22 protein-coding genes, 2 tRNA genes and 2 pseudogenes are annotated in these 21,186 nt (G+C 54.3%); 15 read left to right on the top strand and 11 right to left on the bottom strand.

What is annotated here, in order from left to right; translation table 11 throughout:
- The first annotated feature begins 361 nt into the window (after positions 1–361).
- The 4 genes from L384_RS06515 to fumD all read left to right on the top strand — a co-directional run bounded on the left by L384_RS06515 (position 362) and on the right by fumD (position 3,199).
- The gene (locus L384_RS06515; RefSeq protein WP_023324530.1) at positions 362–1,384 is read left to right on the top strand and encodes a methionine ABC transporter ATP-binding protein; all 1,023 of its coding nucleotides are present in this window, start codon (positions 362–364) and stop codon (positions 1,382–1,384) included.
- Entirely contained in the window at positions 1,377–2,045 is a 669-nt protein-coding gene (locus L384_RS06510) for a methionine ABC transporter permease (protein WP_023324531.1), read from the top strand. Before L384_RS06515 ends, L384_RS06510 begins: the two co-directional genes overlap by 8 nt.
- Before the next feature lie 23 nt (positions 2,046–2,068).
- Positions 2,069–2,881 (top strand): MetQ/NlpA family ABC transporter substrate-binding protein, encoded by an 813-nt coding sequence (locus tag L384_RS06505; protein ID WP_003857677.1) that lies wholly within the window; start codon positions 2,069–2,071, stop codon positions 2,879–2,881.
- Positions 2,882–2,989: 108 nt separating this feature from the next.
- The gene (gene fumD / locus L384_RS06500) at positions 2,990–3,199 is read left to right on the top strand and encodes a fumarate hydratase FumD (RefSeq protein ID WP_003857676.1); all 210 of its coding nucleotides are present in this window, start codon (positions 2,990–2,992) and stop codon (positions 3,197–3,199) included.
- Here the strand turns inward: fumD and L384_RS06495 are convergent.
- Genes L384_RS06495 through L384_RS06480 form a run of 4 tightly spaced genes read right to left on the bottom strand, consistent with a single transcriptional unit; the run spans position 3,180 to position 6,243 of the window.
- Entirely contained in the window at positions 3,180–3,866 is a 687-nt protein-coding gene (locus L384_RS06495) for an amino acid ABC transporter permease (protein ID WP_022650927.1), read from the bottom strand. The genes fumD and L384_RS06495 overlap by 20 nt on opposite strands.
- On the bottom strand, positions 3,850–4,596 hold the full coding sequence (locus L384_RS06490; RefSeq protein WP_023324532.1) for an amino acid ABC transporter permease: 747 nt from the start codon (positions 4,594–4,596) through the stop codon (positions 3,850–3,852). The genes L384_RS06495 and L384_RS06490 overlap by 17 nt, the downstream gene beginning before the upstream one ends.
- Positions 4,596–5,411 carry an amino acid ABC transporter ATP-binding protein gene (locus tag L384_RS06485; protein WP_023324533.1) on the bottom strand — a complete coding sequence of 272 codons (816 nt, stop codon included), beginning with the start codon at positions 5,409–5,411 and terminating at the stop codon, positions 4,596–4,598. Before L384_RS06485 ends, L384_RS06490 begins: the two co-directional genes overlap by 1 nt.
- 1 nt (position 5,412) lies before the next feature.
- Positions 5,413–6,243 (bottom strand): ABC transporter substrate-binding protein, encoded by an 831-nt coding sequence (locus L384_RS06480; protein WP_048241858.1) that lies wholly within the window; start codon positions 6,241–6,243, stop codon positions 5,413–5,415.
- A gap of 245 nt (positions 6,244–6,488) precedes the next feature.
- Between L384_RS06480 and L384_RS22630 the strand changes: the two genes are divergently transcribed.
- Together L384_RS22630 and L384_RS06470 are read left to right on the top strand one after the other, a co-directional pair.
- Complete coding sequence (locus L384_RS22630; protein WP_032609053.1) at positions 6,489–6,656, top strand: hypothetical protein; 168 nt, start codon at positions 6,489–6,491, stop codon at positions 6,654–6,656.
- A 144-nt stretch (positions 6,657–6,800) separates the two neighbouring features.
- Positions 6,801–8,207, top strand: a complete 1,407-nt coding sequence (locus tag L384_RS06470; RefSeq protein WP_023324535.1) for a DUF1996 domain-containing protein — start codon at positions 6,801–6,803, stop codon at positions 8,205–8,207.
- Between the two features lie 57 nt (positions 8,208–8,264).
- Here L384_RS06470 and L384_RS22515 read toward each other — a convergent pair whose 3' ends face one another.
- A complete protein-coding gene (locus tag L384_RS22515; RefSeq protein WP_003857665.1) occupies positions 8,265–8,405 on the bottom strand; it encodes a hypothetical protein in 141 nt (46 codons plus the stop codon).
- 125 nt (positions 8,406–8,530) lie between these two features.
- On the opposite strand from L384_RS22515, the gene L384_RS06460 reads away from it, so the two are divergent.
- Both L384_RS06460 and L384_RS06455 read left to right on the top strand, forming a co-directional pair.
- Positions 8,531–9,313 carry an MBL fold metallo-hydrolase gene (locus L384_RS06460; RefSeq protein ID WP_003857664.1) on the top strand — a complete coding sequence of 261 codons (783 nt, stop codon included), beginning with the start codon at positions 8,531–8,533 and terminating at the stop codon, positions 9,311–9,313.
- Between the two features lie 72 nt (positions 9,314–9,385).
- Positions 9,386–10,021, top strand: coding sequence for a carbonic anhydrase (locus L384_RS06455; RefSeq protein WP_003857662.1), 636 nt, complete (start codon positions 9,386–9,388; stop codon positions 10,019–10,021).
- Between the two features lie 28 nt (positions 10,022–10,049).
- Here L384_RS06455 and L384_RS06450 read toward each other — a convergent pair whose 3' ends face one another.
- Positions 10,050–11,645 carry an FAD-NAD(P)-binding protein gene (locus tag L384_RS06450; protein ID WP_023324536.1) on the bottom strand — a complete coding sequence of 532 codons (1,596 nt, stop codon included), beginning with the start codon at positions 11,643–11,645 and terminating at the stop codon, positions 10,050–10,052.
- Positions 11,646–12,241: 596 nt separating this feature from the next.
- On the opposite strand from L384_RS06450, the gene tssB reads away from it, so the two are divergent.
- From tssB to L384_RS06430, 5 genes and pseudogenes are all read left to right on the top strand, one after another.
- Complete coding sequence (tssB, locus tag L384_RS06445; RefSeq protein WP_023324537.1) at positions 12,242–12,733, top strand: type VI secretion system contractile sheath small subunit; 492 nt, start codon at positions 12,242–12,244, stop codon at positions 12,731–12,733.
- 34 nt (positions 12,734–12,767) lie between these two features.
- Positions 12,768–13,469, top strand: a pseudogene (locus L384_RS06440) (type VI secretion system contractile sheath domain-containing protein); the annotation flags it as partial.
- Positions 13,466–13,582 (top strand): annotated as a pseudogene (locus L384_RS22520) (type VI secretion system baseplate subunit TssF); the annotation flags it as partial. The pseudogenes L384_RS06440 and L384_RS22520, both read left to right, overlap by 4 nt.
- Positions 13,583–13,902: 320 nt before the next feature.
- Positions 13,903–14,103: a cell surface composition regulator GlgS gene (gene glgS, locus L384_RS06435; protein ID WP_022650936.1), complete on the top strand. Its 201-nt coding sequence runs from the start codon at positions 13,903–13,905 to the stop codon at positions 14,101–14,103.
- A 172-nt stretch (positions 14,104–14,275) separates the two neighbouring features.
- Positions 14,276–14,746, top strand: a complete 471-nt coding sequence (locus L384_RS06430) for an Hsp20 family protein (RefSeq protein ID WP_003857647.1) — start codon at positions 14,276–14,278, stop codon at positions 14,744–14,746.
- A 178-nt stretch (positions 14,747–14,924) separates the two neighbouring features.
- Here the strand turns inward: L384_RS06430 and L384_RS06425 are convergent.
- The 3 genes from L384_RS06425 to mdtK all read right to left on the bottom strand — a co-directional run bounded on the left by L384_RS06425 (position 14,925) and on the right by mdtK (position 16,609).
- Positions 14,925–15,001, bottom strand: a tRNA-Val gene (locus L384_RS06425).
- A gap of 4 nt (positions 15,002–15,005) precedes the next feature.
- A tRNA-Val gene (locus tag L384_RS06420) sits at positions 15,006–15,082 on the bottom strand.
- Positions 15,083–15,235: 153 nt separating this feature from the next.
- Positions 15,236–16,609: an MdtK family multidrug efflux MATE transporter gene (gene mdtK, locus L384_RS06415; protein ID WP_003857645.1), complete on the bottom strand. Its 1,374-nt coding sequence runs from the start codon at positions 16,607–16,609 to the stop codon at positions 15,236–15,238.
- A gap of 225 nt (positions 16,610–16,834) precedes the next feature.
- Between mdtK and L384_RS06410 the strand changes: the two genes are divergently transcribed.
- Positions 16,835–17,476, top strand: a complete 642-nt coding sequence (locus L384_RS06410; protein WP_003857643.1) for a riboflavin synthase — start codon at positions 16,835–16,837, stop codon at positions 17,474–17,476.
- 31 nt (positions 17,477–17,507) lie between these two features.
- On the opposite strand, the gene cfa is transcribed toward L384_RS06410, so the two are convergent.
- Both cfa and punC read right to left on the bottom strand, forming a co-directional pair.
- The gene (cfa, locus tag L384_RS06405) at positions 17,508–18,656 is read right to left on the bottom strand and encodes a cyclopropane fatty acyl phospholipid synthase (RefSeq protein ID WP_003857641.1); all 1,149 of its coding nucleotides are present in this window, start codon (positions 18,654–18,656) and stop codon (positions 17,508–17,510) included.
- A 298-nt stretch (positions 18,657–18,954) separates the two neighbouring features.
- A complete protein-coding gene (punC, locus tag L384_RS06400; protein WP_023324539.1) occupies positions 18,955–20,154 on the bottom strand; it encodes a purine nucleoside transporter PunC in 1,200 nt (399 codons plus the stop codon).
- 112 nt (positions 20,155–20,266) lie between these two features.
- Between punC and punR the strand changes: the two genes are divergently transcribed.
- Positions 20,267–21,178 (top strand): DNA-binding transcriptional activator PunR, encoded by a 912-nt coding sequence (gene punR, locus L384_RS06395; RefSeq protein WP_003857638.1) that lies wholly within the window; start codon positions 20,267–20,269, stop codon positions 21,176–21,178.
- Positions 21,179–21,186 lie beyond the last annotated feature (8 nt).

The following is a 21,186-nucleotide window of genomic DNA, read 5'->3' on the forward strand; positions in this document are numbered from 1 at the left end:
CCATGAAATTTTCTCAATAAAGAACGTTTCACCAGGTTTAAGAACAGAAAGGAATAATCCTTGTGTTTTCAGATGGAAAGACAGCAAGACGTAAAGTTGTCCGGATGTGAGGATGGCTAAATCCGCATAAAGTGCTGCAAAATTAACCGATTTCGCCGGGTGAGTGTGACCTGATATGCAAATGGCAGATAATTATTGCTGATATTCATCTAAATGCTTTTTCACCCGCCAGTTCGCTGCTTATTCCGCAGAATTATAAGAAATTCTTTTTTGGTCATTTAAAAGCTGATAACGGCTGTTTACTATCTTTTGGACATCCATACTGCTAAACCGCTATATGCGTAACGGATAACGAATAAGAATGATCGTACTCAGCAATATTTCGAAGGTCTTTGAAAACGGAAAGCTGGCGCTGACAGCCGTTGATAACGTCAACTTGACGATAGAGCAGGGACAGATTTACGGGATCATCGGTTACAGCGGGGCCGGGAAAAGTACGCTGATCCGTCTGCTGAACGGTCTGGAAAAGCCCAGCGCCGGCAGCGTCACCATTAACGGTCAGGATATCTCCGCCGCGAAGGGAGAAGCGCTGCGTCAGGCACGCCTGAAAATCAGCATGGTGTTCCAGCATTTTAATTTGCTCTGGTCGCGCACGGTGAAGGAAAACATCGCCTTTTCAATGCAAATTGCCGGTGTGCCAAAAGCGCAAATTCAGGCTCGCGTTGCCGAGCTGGTGGAGCTGGTCGGCCTGAAGGGACGCGAGAATGCTTACCCGTCGCAGCTGAGCGGCGGGCAAAAACAGCGTGTGGGCATTGCCCGCGCGCTGGCCAATCATCCGGACGTACTGCTGTGTGATGAAGCCACCTCGGCGCTGGATCCACAAACCACCGATCAGATCCTCGATCTGCTCCTGGACATTAACCGTCGTTTTAACCTGACCATCGTACTCATTACGCATGAGATGCACGTGGTGCGCAAAATCTGCGACCGCGTGGCGGTTATGGAGAACGGTAAGGTGGTGGAAGAGGGGGACGTACTGAGCGTGTTTACGCATCCGCAGCAGCCGATCACCCGGCAGTTTGTCCGCCAGGTGAGCCAGTACGCGGAGGAAGAGACCTTCAATACCGAACTGGCAAACGATCTGGAAGGCACGGTAATCAGGCTGACCTTCACCGGGCACAGCACGCACAGGCCGATCGTCGGTGAACTAACCCTGCGCTACGGCCTGCCGTTTAACATTCTGCACGGCAAAATGACGCAAACCGCCCACGGTGTTTTCGGCCAGCTCTGGGTGCACGTGGTGGCATCTGATGAACAACTGAACAATATCCTCGCCGACCTGCAGCACAGCGATATTGAAGGCGAGGTGATTAAACATGGCTGAGAATCTCTTTCCGCATCTCAAGTGGGATCAGCTCTGGGCGGCGACGCTGGAGACGCTGTACATGACCGCGCTTTCCGGCGTGGCGACCTTTGTATTAGGCATCGTGCTGGGTCTGGCGCTGTTTTTAACTGCCCGCGGCGGGTTATTCCACAACCGCACGGTCTACAGCGTGATGTCGATTGTGGTGAACGTGTTCCGCTCGATTCCGTTCATCATTCTCATCGTTCTGCTGATCCCGTTCACCAAGACCGTTGTGGGGACCATTCTCGGCGCTAACGCTGCGCTGCCCGCCCTGATTGTGGGCGCGGCGCCGTTCTACGCCCGTCTGGTCGAGATTGCCCTGCGAGAAGTGGACAAAGGGGTCATTGAGGCCACGCGTTCGATGGGCGCGCGGCTGAGCACGTTAGTGTTTCGGGTTTTACTGCCGGAATCCTCACCCGCACTGGTTTCAGGTATGACGGTGACGCTGATTGCGCTGGTGAGCTACAGCGCAATGGCAGGGGTGATAGGTGCCGGCGGTTTGGGAAATCTGGCTTATCTGGAAGGATTCCAGCGCAACCATGGTGACGTCACGCTGGTGGCAACGGTGACCATTCTGATCATCGTGTTCATTATCCAGTTCTGCGGCGATGCCATTACTTCACTGTTAGATAAACGCTAATAAATACACACAGGAACCACATCATGAAAAAGACACTGACACTGATCGCCGCCGCAACCCTGAGCGCCCTGAGCTTTGCCTCCTGGGCGGATACGCTCACCGTGGGGGCGTCCAACACCCCGCACGCGGAAATTCTGGAGCAGGCTAAGCCGATTCTGGCGAAGCAGGGGATCGATCTGGAGATTAAACCCTTCCAGGACTACATACTGCCAAACACGGCGCTGGCGGGGCATGACATTGACGCCAACTATTTCCAGCACATCCCTTACCTGAACAGCGTGCTGAAAGATCACGCGGGCGATAAGGATTATGATTTTGTCAGTGCGGGCGCAATCCACATTGAGCCGATCGGTATCTATTCAAAAAAATACAAATCGCTGAAGGATCTGCCGGAGGGCGGCAAAATCATCATGCGTGATGCGGTTTCCGAGGAAGGGCGTATTCTCTCCATCTTCGAAAAAGAGGGCGTGATCAAGCTGAAGCCGGGCATCGATAAAGTGACCGCGCGCATCAGCGATATCGTGGAGAACCCGAAAAAGCTGCAATTTACCCCTAACGTCGAAGCGTCTCTGCTGCCGCAGATGTACAACAACGACGAAGGTGCTGCGGTGGTGATCAACGCCAACTACGCGATTGATGCTGGCCTGGATCCGGTCCACGATCCAATTGCGGTTGAAAGCGGTGAGAATAACCCGTACGCCAACATCATTACCGTTCATCGCGGTGACGAGAAGAAGAAGGATATCGTCGCGCTGGTGAACGTGCTGCACTCCAAAGAGATTCAGGACTGGATCCGCACCAAATACAAAGGCGCAGTCATCCCGGTTAACAACTAATCGACTGATTTTCCAGACGAAGCCCGGCGAACAACACGCCGGGCTTCTTTTTTGTATCCAGCCGACGAATGATTTAAGCTGACGGTTTAGGGCAACGGAGTGATGGCAATGGGCAATGTGACCAAAGACGAAGCGCTGTACCAGGAGATGTGTCGGGTGGTAGGCAAGGTCGTTCTCGAAATGCGTGATTTAGGGCAGGAGCCGAAACATATTGTCATTGCGGGCGTACTGCGTACCGCGCTGGCGAACCAGCGCGTTAAGCGCAGTGAGTTGACCACCAAAGCGATGGAAACGGTGGTTAAAGCGCTGGCCGGCTAACGCGCCAGCGCTTCGCGAGCAGCTCAAGCGAGCAGCAGAGCAGGTAATAGATCACACCCGTAAAGATAAAAATGGCCGCCGGGTAAATTTGCACTCGGTTGTTGACCTGTCCCGCCACCGTGGTCAGTTCAGGAACGTTCACGATAAACGCCAACGACGTATCCTTCAGCAGGCTGATAAAAATCCCCACCAGCGACGGCAGAATATTTCTCAGCGCCTGCGGCAGCAGCACGCGCCACAGCGTTTGCTGCGTACTGAACCCTTGAGAAAGCGCGGCCTCATTCTGGCCCGACGGTAGGGCTCTCAGTCCGGCTAATACCGAATGCATCACCGCAGCCGCGGTAAACCAGGCCAGCGCCAGCGTGACGGTCGTCGCGCCAGGGAGATCCCTGCCGGTTATCAGCGGCAGCAGATACCACATCCAGAATATTACGAAGATCAGGGGGATCCCGCGAATCAACTCTGCCCACGCAAACAGCGCACTGCGCACCACGCCGGGATAGCGCCAGGCGACGCATGCCAGCACAATCCCGCCGGGCAGGGCAAGCGCGGCGGCGCCAGCGGCCATCAGCAGTGAGAGCAGTACGCCGCCGGGTTCTCCCGCAGTCGCACGTCCCCAAAGCAGATAATCCAGGTTTTCGACAATAACGTTAAATCCGGGGATCATGATTTTTCCTCCCTGAATGGGGGCCGAGGCGCACCAGCACGCTCCCCGTCACCATCCCGGTAAGTAAGTAGAGCACCGTACCGACGGTAAAGGCTTCCAGGGCATGGGCGTTATAACTTTCTATCTGGCGAACCTGGTAGGTCAGTTCGGCGAAGCCAATTCCGCTCGCGAGCGAGGAGAGCTTCATCAGGTTAAGGTACTGGCCAACGACGGGTTGCCAGGCGTTAGCGAGCCCCTGTGGCAGAAGAATGTAGCGAAACAGACGCCATGAGGAAAATCCCTGGGCGAGCGCCGCCTCCCGTTGCCCGGCAGGTACGGAACGGAGCCCCGATTCGACTTCTTCAATTAAAAACGCCGAGGTAAATACGCCTAACCCCCAGGCGGAGCATAAAAATTCGGGCGTAAACCACCAGACGTCACCGGGCAAAATGGACCAGCTGTGGTCTGCATTCACCGCGTCACGCAGCTCCTGCGGCAACCCGTTCCAGGCGGCGAAATACCAGAACAGCAGCTGCACCAGCAGCGGCGTATTGCGAAACAGCGATACCCAGCCGCTGACGAACGACGTCCCGAGAAGTCCCCCGGAAAGCCGCAAAAGCATAAAGAACAAGGCGAGCAGGCTTGCCAGCATAATCCCCGCCAGCGTCACCCACAGAGTGGTGAGAAATCCGGAGAGGATCCAGTGCAGGGGCTGTCCGGCCAGCACCCCCTGCCAGTCCAGAGCGGGCATTACAGTTGCTCCTGACGCAGCGGATCCAGCACTTTTTGCAGGAACCGCCTCGCACGCGGATGCGACGGTTGGTTGAAAAATTGCGCCGGGGACGCGGTTTCCAGAATGTGTCCACCGTCGATAAAGACGATTCGATCGGCAATTTCCCGGGCGAACTGCATCTCATGGGTGACGACAATCATGGTGATCCCGCTGTGGGCAAGGGCTTTCATCACCAACAGCACTTCGCCAATCATCTCCGGGTCGAGTGCCGACGTTGGCTCGTCAAAGAGAATGATTTGCGGCGACGAGGCCAGAGCGCGGGCAATCGCCACGCGCTGCTGTTGTCCGCCGGAAAGTTCAGCAGGGTAGCGGTGCGCCTTCTCCAGCATGCCGACCTTCTCCAGCAGCGCCAGCGCGCGCTCCTGGGCGGGCAGGGGTTTCCAGCCGTGAACGTGCTCCAGTGCCAGGGTGATGTTCTGGCTGGCGGTAAGGTGGGCATAGAGATTGAACTGCTGGAATACAAACCCGACGCGGCTGCGTAACTGACGTAGCCTGCTGCCGGAAAGCTGTCCGGTCGGCTTGTGGTCGACCAGAATCTCCCCGCCGCTCAGGCTCTCAAGCTGGTTGATAAGCCGAATCAGGGTCGATTTTCCGGAACCCGAAGGGCCGAGAATGGCAACCACTTCACCCGGCATGATGGTGAGATTAATGTCGGTTAAAACCGGATGGTCGCCGTAGCGTTTGTCCACATGGCGAAACTCAACGCTGGCCTGTTCCAGACGTGAAAAATCCGCGGCATTGGCCGCGGAGTGCGAAAATAAACCTGAGAGCATATTACCGGGCTTCTATTTTAAAGTTACGAGGCTGTGGAGCAGGGGTGCCTGGACCGAACCAGACGTCATAGATTTTTGCCGCCTGGCCGTTTTTCTCCAGGTTAACCAGCTCATCGTTAACGGCTTTCAGCAGCGCCGTTTCACCCTTTTTCACCCCCACGCCAATCTCTTCTTTACTGAGCAGGTCGGGCAGGATTTTGAAGTCGGCTTTATCCGGCGCCTGCGCCAGCAGACCAGCCAGAATGGTGCTGTCCTGGGTAATGGCCTGCACGTTGCCATTGCGCAGTGCCGTCAGCGCCAGCGGGATGTCATCGTAAGAGAGGACGCGGGACTGCGGAAAACGCTGGTGCAGCGCCTGTTCACCCGTCGTACCTTTTACGGCGCCAATGCGTGCCCGGCTATAGTCATCAAGCTTGTCCGGTGATTTTACCGGGACCAGGAACTGCTGGCCGGTGACAAAGTAAGGCGTCGAGAAATCAATGACCTGTGCGCGTTCCGGGGTGATGGTGATATCCGCCACGATGAGATCCGCTTTTCCGGACTGTAGCAGCGGAATGCGGTTAGCCGGATTGGTGGCGACCAGTTCAAGCTTGACGCCGAGCGATTTCGCCAGCGCTTTGGCGAAGTCCACATCGTAACCCACGATCTCATGCGTTTTGGCATCAATCGAGCCAAAGGGTGGATTAGCATCAAATGTGGCCACTTTCACCACGCCTGCTGCCTTGATATCCGCCAGCCGATCGGCCTGCGCCTGCGCTGAAACCAGGCCCCAGGCTGCCACTAATCCCAGAACCTGCGCCCGTTTTTTAAACCCTTTCATTTTTGCAGCCATAGTCATACGCCATCCCGTTGTTTTTGTTTTACCCCGTTACGCTCCCATAAGGGAAAGCTATCGCCAAATAAGAAATCGTTCTTTGCTATGTGAAAAAAAGCATGAGTGAACAAGGTGTTAAAGAAGAGAGCAGACGGTGGGGCGCTATTTGCAGATCCTGCACATCGACAGTGGATTTTGATATTTCCCCCGGGCGCAATTTGGGTGTTTAACTGAGGACAGGTTAAGCGAGAAGGGTAATGACGATGAAAAAATGGATAAGCACGTTACGGCGGTTTTTTGCGCCCCGACCAGCGAATGCGGAGAACAGCGCGCAACGTGTTCTTGAGTCAATACTGCCTGTCGCCAGCCTGTATGGCGTGGACGTAGCCAACATCGACCCGGAGTGGTTCCATGATAAAACGTCACGCTGAACTGCGCCGGACGCGCGAAATGTACTGGAATGAGTTGTGCGTGGTGTCTGTAAAGCGAGGATGAAGGGAAAAATACCCAGGCTAATCCTCGGTAATTTATGGCCGTTTTGTTACCACTATCTCCTTTCACAGATGGAGATAATAATGAAACGGACAGTATTAACCCCCGCGCTTTCTGCCACCGCACTTCTGCTTACCATGCAGGCGGCACACGCTGGTCCACAGGCACATGTTGTATGCAGTTATTCCCACACCCTCGGCGATGATGCCATTATGATGTTCGGCATGCCCAACGAGGCTATGCTGCACGATTTTTTTGGTAACGTGCATACGGATGCTTACTCCAGCCGTGAATCGCTGCGTATCCAGGAAAAGACCACCTGCGATAACAAAGCAGACAGCTCGGCCTACTGGGCTCCGTCGCTAAAATTGCCGGACGGAACGGTGGTCAAACCCGCCTATCAAAAAACCTATTATCAGGCATCGAACGTTGACGCCTGGCCGCTGCACCCGTTCCCGGCGGGGCTGTCGCTGCTGGCGGGCGATCACCACGGCACCGCGCCAAATCCGCATATCACCTTTTTATGCGCCAATGGCAAGGGTTACACCACCAGAACGGGTGAAGTCTGCGGCTTACGCAAGGCGAAGGATGCCGTGCAGTTTAATATCGGCATTCAGTTCCCGAACTGCTGGGACGGGGTCAACCTGAAGCCCGCCCACGGCCTGGCTAACGCCACCTACGATACGAAAGGACAGTGTCCGTCCGCCTTCCCGGTGAAGATCCCGACGGTGAACATGAATATTGCGTACGTGCTCCCGACAATTAGCTCTCTGGATACCAGTAAAGTCCAGCTTTCCCTCGACCCCATCATGCATGGCAGTGAGCGTGAAGAGCGGTGGGGTAGCCTGTATACGGCACATGCTGACTTCATGAACGGCTGGACGGAAGATGCCGCGCGCTTTATGACCGACCTGTGCATGAACCGCGGAATGGATTGCGGCACCACCGTGCCGTATGGTTATTCAAAAGCGAAGGCCAACGTCTGGCTCAGCAGCATGGAACCCGCACTTTCACAGCCCGATCCCCAGATCTTACTGGTGCAGGATAACTGGAAGAATGGTGGACGCACGAAAAACAGCGAAACATTGTCGCTGGTGAAGTTCCACATTCCACCGCTGCCTGCCGGACAGGATCCTGCCCAGTTTAAATACCGCGTAAGAATTTTTGGCGGGAAAGTGGAAACCAACGGCGCGGATCAAATTTTCTTCTATCCGGCGAGTAACGACTGGGATCCGGCCACCGTAAGCTGGCATTCACGACCGTCCTGCAACTACCGCTCGGATGCGGTGCTTTACCTGAACCACTCCCGCGAATACCGGATGGTGGACGTGGATAAAGCGGTGCGTAAGGCGCTGGCAGAAGGGAAGACCGAAATTTCGTGGTATATCGGTGGCGATCGTCAGGGAAATCACTATCAGTTTGAGACGGGCTCATCTCCCCAAAGCTTGATCCTGATGCTGACCGGGTTTAGCAAAACGCCGGAGATCTGATATCAGGTAGCAAAAGGCATTCATAAAAAAAGCACCGGGGAGCCCGGTGCTTTTTCTTCAGATCTTGCAGGCATCGCCGCAGTCGTCATCGGCGACAATCGCCTGGGCTTTTTTATCCGCATCGTCGAGACGTTCCGCGTTGCGCTCTTCTGCTTCATCCAGCCCGTTAAAGACTAAGTTATCGAGATCAATTTCCATGTGCCACCTGCGTTATTCAGTTTTTGATACTGGCACAGTATAAGTCAAAAAAAGCGGGCCAGGCACCCTTCAGCACATATGGATAATCCCTGCCATACTCAGTGCTTTATTGCTGAGGAAAGCCGATGATTACACTCTGTAAAACCTGCGGTACCGCTTACGATGAACAGCCTAAAAACTGCCCGATTTGCGACGATGAGCGCCAGTATGTCCCGGTGACGGGCCAGGCATGGACGGACTTCGACAGCCTTACGACCACGCACACCAACAAATGGCAACAGCTGGAGCCGCAGCTGTTCAGCATCAAAACCGTTCCCGCTTTTGCCATCAACCAGCGCGCGCTTCTGCTGCGTACGCCACAGGGCAATGTTCTGTGGGACTGCATCGCCAATCTTGACCCGGCGACCAGAGCGTTAGTTGACGCGCTCGGGGGCATCAGCGCGATCGCGATTTCGCACCCGCATTACTACACCACCATGCAGGAGTGGGCCGCCGCGTTTAACGCGCCGATCTACCTGCACGCCAGCGATCGGCAGTGGGTGATGCGTGACAGCCCGGCGATACGCTTCTGGGAGGAGGACGCCCTGGAGATTATGCCTTTGGTGACTCTGCTGCGGCTGGGCGGGCATTTTGCAGGCGGCACGGTGCTGCACTGGCAGTCAGGCGACGGCGTGCTGCTGGCCGGTGATATTTTGCAGGTTACACCCGGGAAAGACGCCGTGTCGTTTATGTGGAGTTATCCGAATATGCTGCCGCTGCCTGCCCGCACCGTTGAGTCGGTGATTGGCCGACTGACCGGGAAAACGTACCAGCGCCTGTACGGGGCCTTTGAAGGGCAGAACATCCCGGTGAACGCAGATGAGATCGTGCAGCGGTCGGGCCAGAAATATATTGCTTGTCTCCGCTAAGACGCGGTGGTTAAATTTTACGAGTGTGATCGCGATCATACCTAAACTAAAACAGATAAAAGAGAAATGGCTATGCAACATATCATTGAAGGTTTTCTCAGCTTTCAAAAAGAGATTTTCCCGCAACGTAAAGAGCTTTTTCGTAGTTTAGCGTCCAGTCAGAATCCCAAAGCGCTGTTTATCTCCTGCTCCGACAGCCGTCTGGTTCCGGAACTGGTTACGCAACAGGAGCCAGGACAGCTCTTTGTCATTCGAAACGCGGGCAACATTGTGCCTCCGTTCGGGCCGGAGCCTGGCGGTGTCTCTGCGACCATCGAATATGCGGTCGTGGCCCTGGGCGTGACCGATATCGTTATTTGCGGCCACTCCAACTGCGGCGCGATGAAGGCGATTGCTGACAACGCCGATCTGGAGCCGATGCCGGCCGTTTCCCACTGGCTGCGCTATTCTGATGCGGCAAAAGCGGTGGTGGAGAAGAAAACCTGGGATAAGCCAATCGATAAAGTGAATGCGATGGTGCAGGAAAACGTCTTTGCGCAGCTGAGCAACATCAAGACCCATCCGTCGGTGGCGGTAGGCCTGCGCAACAATGCCATTCGCCTGCACGGCTGGGTATATGACATCGAAAGCGGCAAAATCCTTGCCCTGGACAAGAACACTAAATCGTTCGTGTCGTTGTCGGAAAACCCGGAAGTCTTCTTCGAGTAATCCGACACCGCAGGGCAGGGAAGCCCTGTTAAAACTCCATGTAAGGTAACTTCCTTCGCACCCCCGACGCAGGTTTTCCAGCCGCTTTCGCCATCGCTTTACCAATTTCAGCGCACTCAGACAAACCCTGAACAAACGGATGATCGTGCATCAGCCAGGGGATCGCCCCAAAAGCGATACGCCCCCGCAGTGATGCCGGCGCCAGCAACGTATAGTCTTCCCCCACGTCCGGAACGTCATCGCCGGTTCCCGCAAGCTGTTTACGCAGGGTGGGGAAGGGAATGTCCTTGTTTCTGAGCGGCTTTTGTCCGCGCGCGTCGATAAACACGTCGAAGCGGTAACTTTTTTTTGCCGTGGTGATGACGGTCTGATCGCTGCCGATATCCAGATCGTAATCATCACCGAGTGCGACCACGCTAATGATCCCTGCCTCGCGCAGCGCCAGTAACCGGCGGATAGACTGCGGTGGAATGGCGGCATAATTATCGATAAACACACGCTCCAGCCCGGATTTAAACCGCTCTCTGTCATGCTCATTGAGTGAAGGGACGATGGCCTGTACCACTTCATGCAGACGAAGCACGGTATAGCGCCAGGCAACGGTGCGTTTTTCGCGCTTGTTGCGCTCCACTTCTTTCAGATTCGCTTCGGCCCAGGTGAAAGGACCGTGCTTTTTACGATCCTCAAACCAGGCATCACGGAGCGTGTCGGCATTCAGCGTGCCGAGCGCTATCGCCTGACACCATCGCGGATCGGCCAGCTCAAGCTCTTTCACCATCAGCGCAAAGATGCGGTCAAGCAGCCCATCCGGGCCTTTGTCGATTTCGCTTGCCACCACACAATCCGTTAACACCGACAGTGGTTCATAAGGGATAGGGCAGTAAAAATCGGCCTCCGGCAGAACGCCCGTGCGGGACATCAGCATGATTTTTAGCCCTTCGCTGCCTTTATTGACAACGAACTGCTTCCCGCTAAACCGGCCATGCTGCATCACAACCGCCATTGCAGCGTCCAGTCCGCTGAGGGAGGTACCCATGATCCCCACCTCACAGGCTCGGACCTCCGCGTCCATCAGCCCTGACCATGGGCTTGGGAAATATGCGCGGGTGGTTTCATTTTCATCAGGCCAGACGTGGCCGGTGGCAACAACCGCAAGATCAAACCGCCTTGAGAAAGGGGCATCGTTCACTGAAAGGGCCACGCCGTCTGCATCAGCCTTAATATCAGTGACTTCTGCGTTGGGGTGAACCTCGATATGAAACCCAGCCTTTTTCGCCTCGGCAGCGACAGCGAGAAACCGGTCGTGGAAATATTCACCCAGCAGAATACGGGGCAGAAATTGCCGGTCGTGCAGCTTCTCACTGTCGACGTTATAGCGGGCAAGGCGGGCCGCATTCTGCTGTTTGAGCCAGTCCAGGTAAGTGATGAAAATGGGCGGTATTTCAATACTGGCGATGTTCGCCAGCATCAGCCGGGAATTATCCTCGTCGCTGTAGGGCATTCCGACACCGGGTTGGTCTGCCTTTTCGAAAACGGTGATCGAAAGCGGCGCTGCGTTGTTAAGAAGTGAGTAAAAGGTGTAAATCCCTGTTGGGCCTGAGCCGATAATGGCGATTTTTTTCATCGAAAGCGTTCCTGCGTTTCTGAACCATACAACAAGCGTAGCAGGAGAAAGGCTAAGTCATTCAATGAAGGGAGAAATTAAGACGTTTAGAAGAGGGGATGTTGCGCCCCTTCCTGAATTTATGGGAAAGTCAATTCAATTGACCCTGCTGATTAGATATAATTCTGCCTGATTTTCTGAAAGGAATAACTGTTTGGTCCCAGGTTTATCGATTATCTGTATGTGATAGGGGTTAAAAAAAGAGATAGGATATTTAAATATATAGTGGGGCCAATATTATCCTTATTTTTTATAACTGTGAGTGATGGGATAGTCCGTGGCTGGACTATTCCATCACCTCGATAAAGTAACAAAATAATCTGGTAGCCAACCTTTGAGCAACTTTTTGTCAGGCTCACAAAAAGCGCGCAAGGGCATTTCGGCAGGCCGCTACGCGGCGTTCTTTTTTATTCTTATTGGTGGAATATTCTTAAGGAAAGTCCAATTGTAGATCTTTGATCTGAAAAGTTGATTTCAAATGGACATTTGCTCCAATATGGCTTTGTAAAGAAACGTCACTCACTTAACATTTATTTCTTTTAAAGAAAGGGATTGCTATGGCCGATTCATTCCAGAATGAGGTGCCCAAGGCACGCATAAACTTAAAGCTGGCTCTGCATACAGGTGGCGCGCAGAAGAAAGTCGAACTGCCGCTTAAACTCCTCACCGTCGGTGATTTCAGTAATGGAAAAGAGAATCGCCCATTATCGGAAAGGGAGAAAATCAACGTCAATAAAAATAACTTCAACAGCGTACTTTCGGAATTTAACCCGGAAGTGAATCTGACTGTTCCTAACACAATGGCCGGGGATGGCTCGGAAGAAAGCATAAAACTGAATTTCTCCGATATTAAGGATTTCGAACCTGAACAGGTTGCCCGCCAGATCCCCCAGCTCCGCGCCATGCTGGCCATGCGTAATTTATTACGCGACCTCAAATCCAATCTTCTTGATAACGCCACTTTCAGAAAAGAACTCGAGAAAATTCTCAAAGACCCGGCGCTGTCTCAGGAATTACGCGACGAAATGAGTGCACTGGCCCCGAAATAAGCGGCATGTGTAATTTAATGGATTAACCGGGAATATGCTGATGTCTGTGAATACTGAAACCGCCTCCGCGCAGGGGCAGACCACCGTACTGGAAAAAGAGGGCGTTTACGCCTCCCTGTTTGAAAAAATCAACCTGACCCCGGCCTCCAGCCTGGGTGATATCAATGCGTTTCTGGATGACGCCGCGCTTTCTGACGCTCCGGCGGGTGAACGCCTGACGGCGGCGATGCAGGTGTTTATGGACTGCATCCGCAAATCCGGTCAGCCGGTGGAGAAGCTCGACAAAATGCTGATTGACCTCCATATCGCTGAGCTGGATTTCCAGATCAGCCGTCAGCTGGATGCCGTAATGCATCACCAGGAGTTCCAGAAGGTGGAGTCCCTGTGGCGCGGCCTGAAGCAGCTGGTGGACAGCACCGACTACCGCCAGAATGTGAAAACCGAAATTCTGGATGTGTCGAAAGAAGATCTGCGTCAGGACTTTGAAGACGCGCCGGAACTTATTCAGAGCGGCCTCTACTGGCACACCTATACCGCCGAATACGACACCCCGGGCGGCGAGCCGATTGGTTCCGTGATTTCATCCTATGAATTTGACGCCAGCCCGCAGGATGTGGCGCTGCTGCGCAACATCTCTAAAGTATCAGCTGCCGCACATATGCCGTTTATTGGCTCTGTCGGTCCGAAATTTTTCCTGAAAGACTCGATGGAAGAGGTCGCTGCAATTAAGGATATTTCACCTTCCGCGAAAAGTTTATGTTCGTCCATCTTAACGGGCTGGAAAATATCACGCTTCCGGCGGGTACGGCGTATTTCGATATCGAGGTGGTGTTCAGCCAGGTATTCGAACTGATAAGACGCTTGCAGGTGGAAACCCACCTGAACGCGCTGGGCGACCTGTTACAGCGTATGGCATTAAAGCACGCCGTTCGCACCTTCCGGATACGTGGCGAACTTACTGCATGGCTGGCGTTTATGTTTTCTGCATGAGTGATAAAAGGGAGGGAAAATCATGACCAGGGCTGAAGAGTTTTGTCGTTCCTGAAATGTGAACACTGGCAGATGGATGCGCACACATCGCTCAAAAATCGATCTTTTTCAGGCGGATACTGAGATCAGAAAAGCATATGACCTTGAACAGTAACCGCAGCGACTGGAGGAATATGCTAATGAAGCGACAAGATATAAACGCATTAAAGAATTTTGATTTTCTGGCACGCAGTTTTGCCCGTATGTACGCCCTGGGCCAGCCAGTTGATATCGATGCCGTGACCGGCAATATGAGTAATAAACAGCAGGCATGGTTCCGGGAGCGATATGACCACTACCGAAAGCAGGCTGAGCGGGCGAGAGTTATAGAACTGCGATGATGTAACGAACAACGGGCTTAACGGCCCGTTGCTTTTTTAGGTTCCAGCTACATTTTTGCAGGCTCCTGAGGTTGAAATATTTTGCGGTAACCTCATATAGAAAGCGGGTAAGGAACACCTGCCCATAAGACATGAACTTTTTGAATATTCTTTTTTACTGTTCAGGAGGTACATGATGACTCTCAGAACCTTTCCCGTGTTGAACGATCTCTCCGACTCTCTGTTTGCGGACCGTTTTAACCGTATCGATCGCCTTTTTAGCCAGCTAACCGGCAGTACGCCGTTGCCCTCCACGCCTTCTTACAATATCCGGCGGCTGGGCGATAACCGCTATGAACTGACGCTCAGCGTGCCGGGCTGGAAAGAGAGCGAACTGGAAATTGAAACCGTTGGCGGTCAGCTGAATATCAGCGGTAAACGTGAAGAGGAGAAAACCGAAAACGGCGAAGAAGGGTGGATCCATCGGGGTATCAGCCGCAGCGACTTCCGGGCCAGCTATAGTCTGCCGGAGCATGTGAAAGTGACCGGCGCTTCGCTGGAAAACGGCTTACTGGCAATTGAATTACACCAGGATATCCCGGAAGAAGAGAAACCGCAGCGCATCGCCATCAACAACAACCCAGCGATTGAACATAAGCCGTAATCGTTGACTGACGTTGTTTTCACGCCCGGCAAACGCCGGGCGTTTTGCTAACCTGATGGGGCTTATGCCATTCCGCTTTTCCCGGTACGCGCGGGCTGGAGGTCACTTTCGATGTGCTTAAAAGGTTTGCTGCCTCTGCATGAGGCTGAACGGGAATGAAATGTGAGAGAAAACGGATTGGTGCGTCTGAATGGACTCGAACCATCGACCCCCACCATGTCAAGGTGGTGCTCTAACCAACTGAGCTACAGACGCAAGATGGTGCGTTCAATTGGACTCGAACCAACGACCCCCACCATGTCAAGGTGGTGCTCTAACCAACTGAGCTATGAACGCATTGTGTTGTCGGTGACAACGGGGACGAATATTAGCGGCACAGCACCAAGGTGGCAAGAGGGAAAATGCATTTTTCTCTCTGATTTCACGCGATTGCTTCATTACCGCGCAAAGTGAAGAGAAAGTAGCCGCCAGCCGGCGGCTACAGGGTCATCAACGTGCAGCGCGCTGCAAAATAACCGTAGAGGGCTGACGTTGCAGGAAACGCATGCGCAGCATCATCATAATGGCCGCAGACGTTAAGCCGATGATAAAGCCCATCCAGAATCCGGCTGGCCCCATGCGATCCACCACCAGATCCGTGAGCGCCAGAATGTACCCGCACGGCAGACCCAGCACCCAGTAAGCGATAAAGGTGATAAAGAAGATGGAACGCGTATCTTTATACCCACGCAGCACGCCGCTGCCAATGACCTGGATGGAGTCAGAGATCTGATAAATGGCCGCCAGCAGCATCAGGTGCGAGGCCAGAGTCACTACCTCCGGGTTGTCGTTATAGAGCAGGGCAATTTGCTCACGCAACAGCACGGTAAAGAGGGCGGTACAGACCGCCATGCAGACGCCGACGCCCAGCCCGGTGCGGGCAGCCGTTTGCGCATCCAGCGTAGAACCTTGCCCCAGACGGAAGCCCACGCGAATCGTCACCGCAGCCGCCAGCGACATCGGCAGAACAAACATCAAAGAGCTGAAGTTCAGCGCGATCTGGTGGCCTGCCACATCAATAATCCCTAACGGCGAGACCAGCAGGGCGACGACGGCAAACAGCGTCACTTCAAAGAACAGCGCCAGCGCAATGGGCAGACCCAGCTGTGTCAGGCGGGTCAACATCGACCAGTCAGGCGTGCTAAAGGTGGTGTCGTTGCGAATGTCGCGCATGGATCGCGCATGCTTAATGTAGGTGAGCATGCTTCCGAACATCACCCAGTACACCGCTGCCGTCGCCACGCCGCAGCCCACGCCGCCGAGTTCCGGCATGCCAAAATGACCGTAAATGAAGATATAGTTCACGGGAATGTTCACCAGCAAGCCGATAAAGCCCATCACCATGCCCGGCTTGGTTTTTGCCAGCCCTTCACACTGGTTACGTGCCACCTGGAAGAACAGATAGCCGGGCGCGCCCCAGAGCAGGGCGCGCAGATAACCGACCGCCTTATCCGCCAGCGCCGGGTCGATATTATGCATGGCGCGAATAATATACCCGGCGTTCCACAGGACGATCATAATCAGGACGGAGACGAACCCGGCCAGCCAGAAGCCCTGGCGCACCTGATGGGCCACGCGGTCACGTCGACCGGAGCCGTTAAGCTGTGCGATGACGGGCGTTAGCGCCAGCAGCAGGCCGTGACCAAACAGAATGGCCGGGAGCCAGATTGAGGTTCCGATCGCCACGGCGGCCATATCGGTGGCGCTGTAACCACCGGCCATTACCGTATCCACAAATCCCATTGCGGTTTGGGCTACCTGCGCGACGATCACCGGTATTGCCAGTGCCAATAACTGACGCGCTTCGATCATATACTTCTGCACGTGAACACCTTTGTATTGTAGTTATTTGAGAGACTAAAAAGGCCGCCGTTACTGGCAGCAAGAAGAAAAAACAGAGGGATGCCAGCTATTGTAGCGGGGTTTAACTAATTATCTAGTGAAAAAATCGCCAGAAATTGCGCATCACTGGCAACCTGTTTTTTCAACTGTTATTGTGGTGGGATTATACGGTGTCATCGCCGTTCGGAATGAACAGGAGCTGTAAGCATGTTTACTGGTATTGTGCAGGGCACTGCCAAAGTGGTGTCCATTGATGAAAAACCGAATTTCCGCACTCACGTGGTTGAGCTGCCTGAATATATGCTCGACGGCATTGAAACCGGGGCGTCGATAGCGCATAACGGCTGCTGCCTGACGGTGACCGAAATTAACGGTAATCAGATTAGCTTTGATTTAATGAAAGAGACGCTGCGCATCACTAACCTGGGTGAGCTGGTGGTAGGAGATATCATCAACGTTGAACGCGCGGCGAAATTCAGCGATGAGATTGGTGGGCATCTGATGTCGGGCCATATTATGACCACCGCAGAAGTGGCGAAAATCGTGACCTCGGAAAATAACCGTCAAATCTGGTTCAAGGTGCAGGATCCGTCATTAATGAAATACATCCTTTATAAAGGATTTATTGGCATCGATGGGATTAGTCTGACCGTCGGTGAAGTGACGCCAACGCGTTTTTGCGTGCATTTAATTCCTGAAACGCTGCAACGTACTACGCTTGGCGCAAAAAAATTGGGGCAGCGCGTAAATATCGAAATTGATCCGCAGACCCAGGCGGTCGTGGATACCGTTGAGCGCGTGCTGGCGGCGAAAGAGGCGGCGATAATAAAGACCGTGGAAGAAGAATAAAAATTAACCCCGGGAAACCGGGGTTATTTTTTCAGCGAGCCACCCGCAAGCCGTGCTCAATCCCACGACTAAACACCACCTGCCACAGCTGTATATCCCGCGCACGGAACGCGCCCGCACAGGCATTCAGATAATAGCTAAACATCCGTTTGAATCGTTCCGAATAGTTGTCGGCGATTTCAGGCCATGCAGCCTGGAAACGTTCATGCCAGGCCATCAGGGTCGTGTCGTAATCTGCGCCGAAGTTATGCCAGTCTTCCACAATAAAATGCGGTTCGCTGGCGTTCGCAATCTGGCGAACAGAGGGTAAACAGCCATTCGGGAAGATATATTTGTTGATCCAGGGGTCCACATTGTTATCGGTGCGCTTAGAGCCGATGGTGTGCAGCAGGAAAATTCCGTCAGGCTTCAGGTTACGATCGGCGACCTCAAAGTAGGTCTTGTAGTTCTTCGGCCCCACGTGCTCGAACATACCTACGGAAACAATACGATCGAACTGCTCATTCAGGTCGCGGTAGTCCTGAAGCCGAATATCAACATCCAGTCCCAGACAGCGTTCCTGCGCCATCTTCTGCTGTTCAGCCGAAATCGTGACGCCGACTACGCTGACGCCGTAATTTTTCGCCATAAACCAGGCAAGACCACCCCAGCCACAGCCGATGTCCAGCACACGCATACCGGGCTGTAACTGCAATTTATCGCAGATCAGTTGCAGCTTATCCTGCTGCGCCTCTTCCAGGGTCGTCGCTTTTTTCCAGTATCCGCAGGAGTACTGCATTAAAGGATCGAGCATACGGCTGAACAAATCGTTGCCAAGGTCGTAATGCTCTTTACCGACGATCCATGCCCGTTTTTTACTTTGCAGATTGAACAGGCGGGCGGAGGCGATACGTAAGGTATCTTTGAAATGACGAGGGAGCTGTTTTTCAAGACCGGCGCGTAATACGCTGGAGAAGAACATATCCAGCCGCTCACACTCCCACCAGCCGTCCATATAGCTTTCACCCAGCCCTAACGATCCCTCCTGTAACACGCGTTTGAAAAAATCGGGATGCTTTATCTGGGGATCGGAGGGGGATGAGCCATTAATCGTAATGCCCGCACGTCCCAACAGTTCACTGACGATCCGGGACCAGTTATCGTCCGGAACGCTGACTTCTTCTATACACGATGAACTCATAGCTTCTCCATCACCTTGCTGTGATCAGAACCTTAAAACAGCGTAGACGCTTTTTTGGTTTGTGAGAAATCTCACGGTAAATGCCCGCGAGGCTAATATCCGACGTAGAACAGAGGAAGGGAGATAACCCTTGCCGAAATGCCTTCCATGGTAAAACGGGAGCGCTCCGGCTCCCGTTAACACTTAATATTTATCGTATTTAATCGAACCAAATTCAGTATAGGCCGCAAAATTTGGTGATTCAACAGAAAATTGTTAGCTACCTAATCACTGGTTTTTAACATAGTTTCCCGCGCAATCAGGCGTGCGACGTTTCGGTTTGTGCATTGTCATTCTGCTCGCAAAGCGCGGAGGACTGCATGCGATAACCCAATCCCGCCAGCGCAACGGTGATCAGCATCACGCTGGTAGTGGTGAGCAGCGGGGTTGCAATCAACGCAGAGACCACGAGACTTGCCAGGAAGCACAGGCCAAGTTGCAGGGTATTTTGCAGCGCGGCAGCGCGGCCTGTCGCCTGCGGAAATGGACGCAACGCCTGGGCTACAACGATAGGGTAGATGGCCCCGTTAGCGATCGCCATGACGCAGAACGGAATCAAAATTTCTGCAAGCCCGGCGCCGGGAATAAAGCCGACAGCCCAGGTCGCAATCACGCTTAGCGCATACAGCACCAGCAGCCAGGGCAGCATCTGTTGGCCTTCCCATTTTTGCAGCGCGGCGCGACAGCCATAGCCACCCACCAGGAAGGCGATGGTCTGTGGTACATAGCTCAGGCCGATAGCCGCCGGGCTGTAGCCCATGTCATGCAGAATGAACGGCGAACCGGTCAGCCAGGCAAAGAAGCTGGCAGAGCAGGCGGCATAAATCAGCACGTTACCGCGATAGGCTTTCGACCGCACTAAAGAGGTAAAGGTGATGGGCTTCGCGTCCGGATGCGTCTCTTTTTTATGCGCCGGTTTAAGCCCGAACGCGGGCAGCATCAGGACCAGCGTAATAGCAAAGAGCGTGGCGAAAATGGCCTGCCAGTCGAAATGCGCCAGGAGCCAGCTGCCCAGTAACGGGGCAAGCGCCGGCGACAGGCCGACCAGGGGCATAATGGTGGCGAATATGCGGTTAGTGCGCGAGGCGGGGTAGTAATCGGTTACCAGCGCCTGCCAGGTCACCGCAGCGGCACAGACACCGACCGCCTGAATAAAGCGCAGCGCCAGCAGCCAGGCGGCATCGCGGACCCACAGCATGCCCAGACAGCCTGCGGCAAAAATCGCCAGCCCCAACAACAGGACGGGTTTACGGCCAAAACGATCCGAGAGCGGCCCCCACAGCAATTGCGCAAAAGCAAAACCGGCGAGGAACAAACTCAAACTGGCGCTGATGGCGGCGGCAGGGGTTTGCAAATCTTCCTGCATCGCGGCGAACGCGGGCAGATACATATCGGTCGCCAAAAAGCCCAGCACGCTTAAGCCGCCGAGCCAGACTAAAAATCCTTTCCTGGGTTGCACTTTTTTTCTCCTGAGGAGGCAGGTGTACGTTGGCGCAGAGTGTAGGGAGTGCAAAGCGGCTTGTGAAACGCTAATATTTGGCGGGTGCGTTCAAAAAATTTGCAGGCTAAAGATGTGGTCAGATTATTCCCTTGAAGTGGTTGATGCCGTGGCGCGTAACGGCAGCTTTACCGGCGCCGCCCAGGAGCTGCATCGCGTTCCCTCGGCGATCAGTTACACGGTGCGTCAGCTGGAAGCGTGGCTGGCGGTGCCGCTGTTCGAGCGGCGTCATCGCGACGTGGAGCTCACGCCTGCCGGAGCGTGGTTTTTGAAGGAAGGGCGGTCTGTCATCAAAAAAATGCAGATCACCCGTGAGCAGTGCCAGCAGATCGCCAACGGCTGGCGCGGGCATCTCGCTATCGCGGTGGATAACATTGTTAAGCCGGAGCGGACCCGGCAGATGATCGTCGATTTCTATCGTCATTTTTCCGACGTCGAACTGCGTGTTTCGCAGGAAGTGTTCAACGGCGTCTGGGATGCGCTGGCGGACGGTAGGGCGGAGATGGCGATTGGTGCAACCCAGGCGATCCCGGTTGGTGGGCGCTACGCGTTTCGCGACATGGGCATGCTGAGCTGGACCTGCGTGGTCGCGCGCGATCACCCGCTGGCAGCGCTGGAAGGGCCGCTGAGCGATGACACATTACGCAACTGGCCCTCGCTGGTGCTGGAAGATACCTCCCGCTCGCTGCCCAAGCGCATTACCTGGCTGCTGGATAATCAGCGCCGCGTGGTCGCGCCGGACTGGGAGTCGTCAGCCACCTGTCTGAGCGCGGGGCTGTGCGTTGGCATGGTGCCGGTGCATTTTGCGCGCCCGCGCATCGACGCGGGAGAGTGGGTCGCTCTGACGCTGGAAAACCCCTTCCCGGATGCCGCATGCTGTCTGACGTGGCAGCAAAACGACGTCTCGCCCGCCATGGCCTGGCTGCTGGATTATCTGGGAGACAGCGAAACGCTGAACCGGGAGTGGTTGCGGGAACCAGCATAGCTGGCCCC

It is taken from the genome of Enterobacter sp. MGH 38, from assembly GCF_000492855.1.
GTDB classification, from domain to species: Bacteria; Pseudomonadota; Gammaproteobacteria; order Enterobacterales; family Enterobacteriaceae; genus Enterobacter; species Enterobacter hormaechei_C.

Bases quoted from the DNA above. Each gene is read 5' to 3' on its own strand.
- L384_RS06410 (WP_003857643.1), top strand. From the start codon at position 16,835: ATGTTTACTGGTATTGTGCAGGGCACTGCCAAAGTGGTGTCCATTGAT.
- glgS (WP_022650936.1), top strand. From the start codon at position 13,903: ATGAAGCGACAAGATATAAACGCATTAAAGAATTTTGATTTTCTGGCA.
- L384_RS06505 (WP_003857677.1), top strand. From the start codon at position 2,069: ATGAAAAAGACACTGACACTGATCGCCGCCGCAACCCTGAGCGCCCTG.
- tssB (WP_023324537.1), top strand. From the start codon at position 12,242: ATGGCCGATTCATTCCAGAATGAGGTGCCCAAGGCACGCATAAACTTA.
- L384_RS06430 (WP_003857647.1), top strand. From the start codon at position 14,276: ATGATGACTCTCAGAACCTTTCCCGTGTTGAACGATCTCTCCGACTCT.
- L384_RS22515 (WP_003857665.1), bottom strand. From the start codon at position 8,405: ATGGAAATTGATCTCGATAACTTAGTCTTTAACGGGCTGGATGAAGCA.
- punR (WP_003857638.1), top strand. From the start codon at position 20,267: ATGTGGTCAGATTATTCCCTTGAAGTGGTTGATGCCGTGGCGCGTAAC.
- L384_RS06515 (WP_023324530.1), top strand. From the start codon at position 362: ATGATCGTACTCAGCAATATTTCGAAGGTCTTTGAAAACGGAAAGCTG.
- L384_RS06490 (WP_023324532.1), bottom strand. From the start codon at position 4,596: ATGCCCGCTCTGGACTGGCAGGGGGTGCTGGCCGGACAGCCCCTGCAC.
- L384_RS06455 (WP_003857662.1), top strand. From the start codon at position 9,386: ATGCAACATATCATTGAAGGTTTTCTCAGCTTTCAAAAAGAGATTTTC.
- L384_RS06485 (WP_023324533.1), bottom strand. From the start codon at position 5,411: ATGCTCTCAGGTTTATTTTCGCACTCCGCGGCCAATGCCGCGGATTTT.
- L384_RS06510 (WP_023324531.1), top strand. From the start codon at position 1,377: ATGGCTGAGAATCTCTTTCCGCATCTCAAGTGGGATCAGCTCTGGGCG.
- L384_RS06470 (WP_023324535.1), top strand. From the start codon at position 6,801: ATGAAACGGACAGTATTAACCCCCGCGCTTTCTGCCACCGCACTTCTG.
- L384_RS06460 (WP_003857664.1), top strand. From the start codon at position 8,531: ATGATTACACTCTGTAAAACCTGCGGTACCGCTTACGATGAACAGCCT.
- L384_RS06495 (WP_022650927.1), bottom strand. From the start codon at position 3,866: ATGATCCCCGGATTTAACGTTATTGTCGAAAACCTGGATTATCTGCTT.
- cfa (WP_003857641.1), bottom strand. From the start codon at position 18,656: ATGAGTTCATCGTGTATAGAAGAAGTCAGCGTTCCGGACGATAACTGG.
- L384_RS22630 (WP_032609053.1), top strand. From the start codon at position 6,489: ATGAAAAAATGGATAAGCACGTTACGGCGGTTTTTTGCGCCCCGACCA.
- L384_RS06450 (WP_023324536.1), bottom strand. From the start codon at position 11,645: ATGAAAAAAATCGCCATTATCGGCTCAGGCCCAACAGGGATTTACACC.
- fumD (WP_003857676.1), top strand. From the start codon at position 2,990: ATGGGCAATGTGACCAAAGACGAAGCGCTGTACCAGGAGATGTGTCGG.
- L384_RS06480 (WP_048241858.1), bottom strand. From the start codon at position 6,243: ATGGCTGCAAAAATGAAAGGGTTTAAAAAACGGGCGCAGGTTCTGGGA.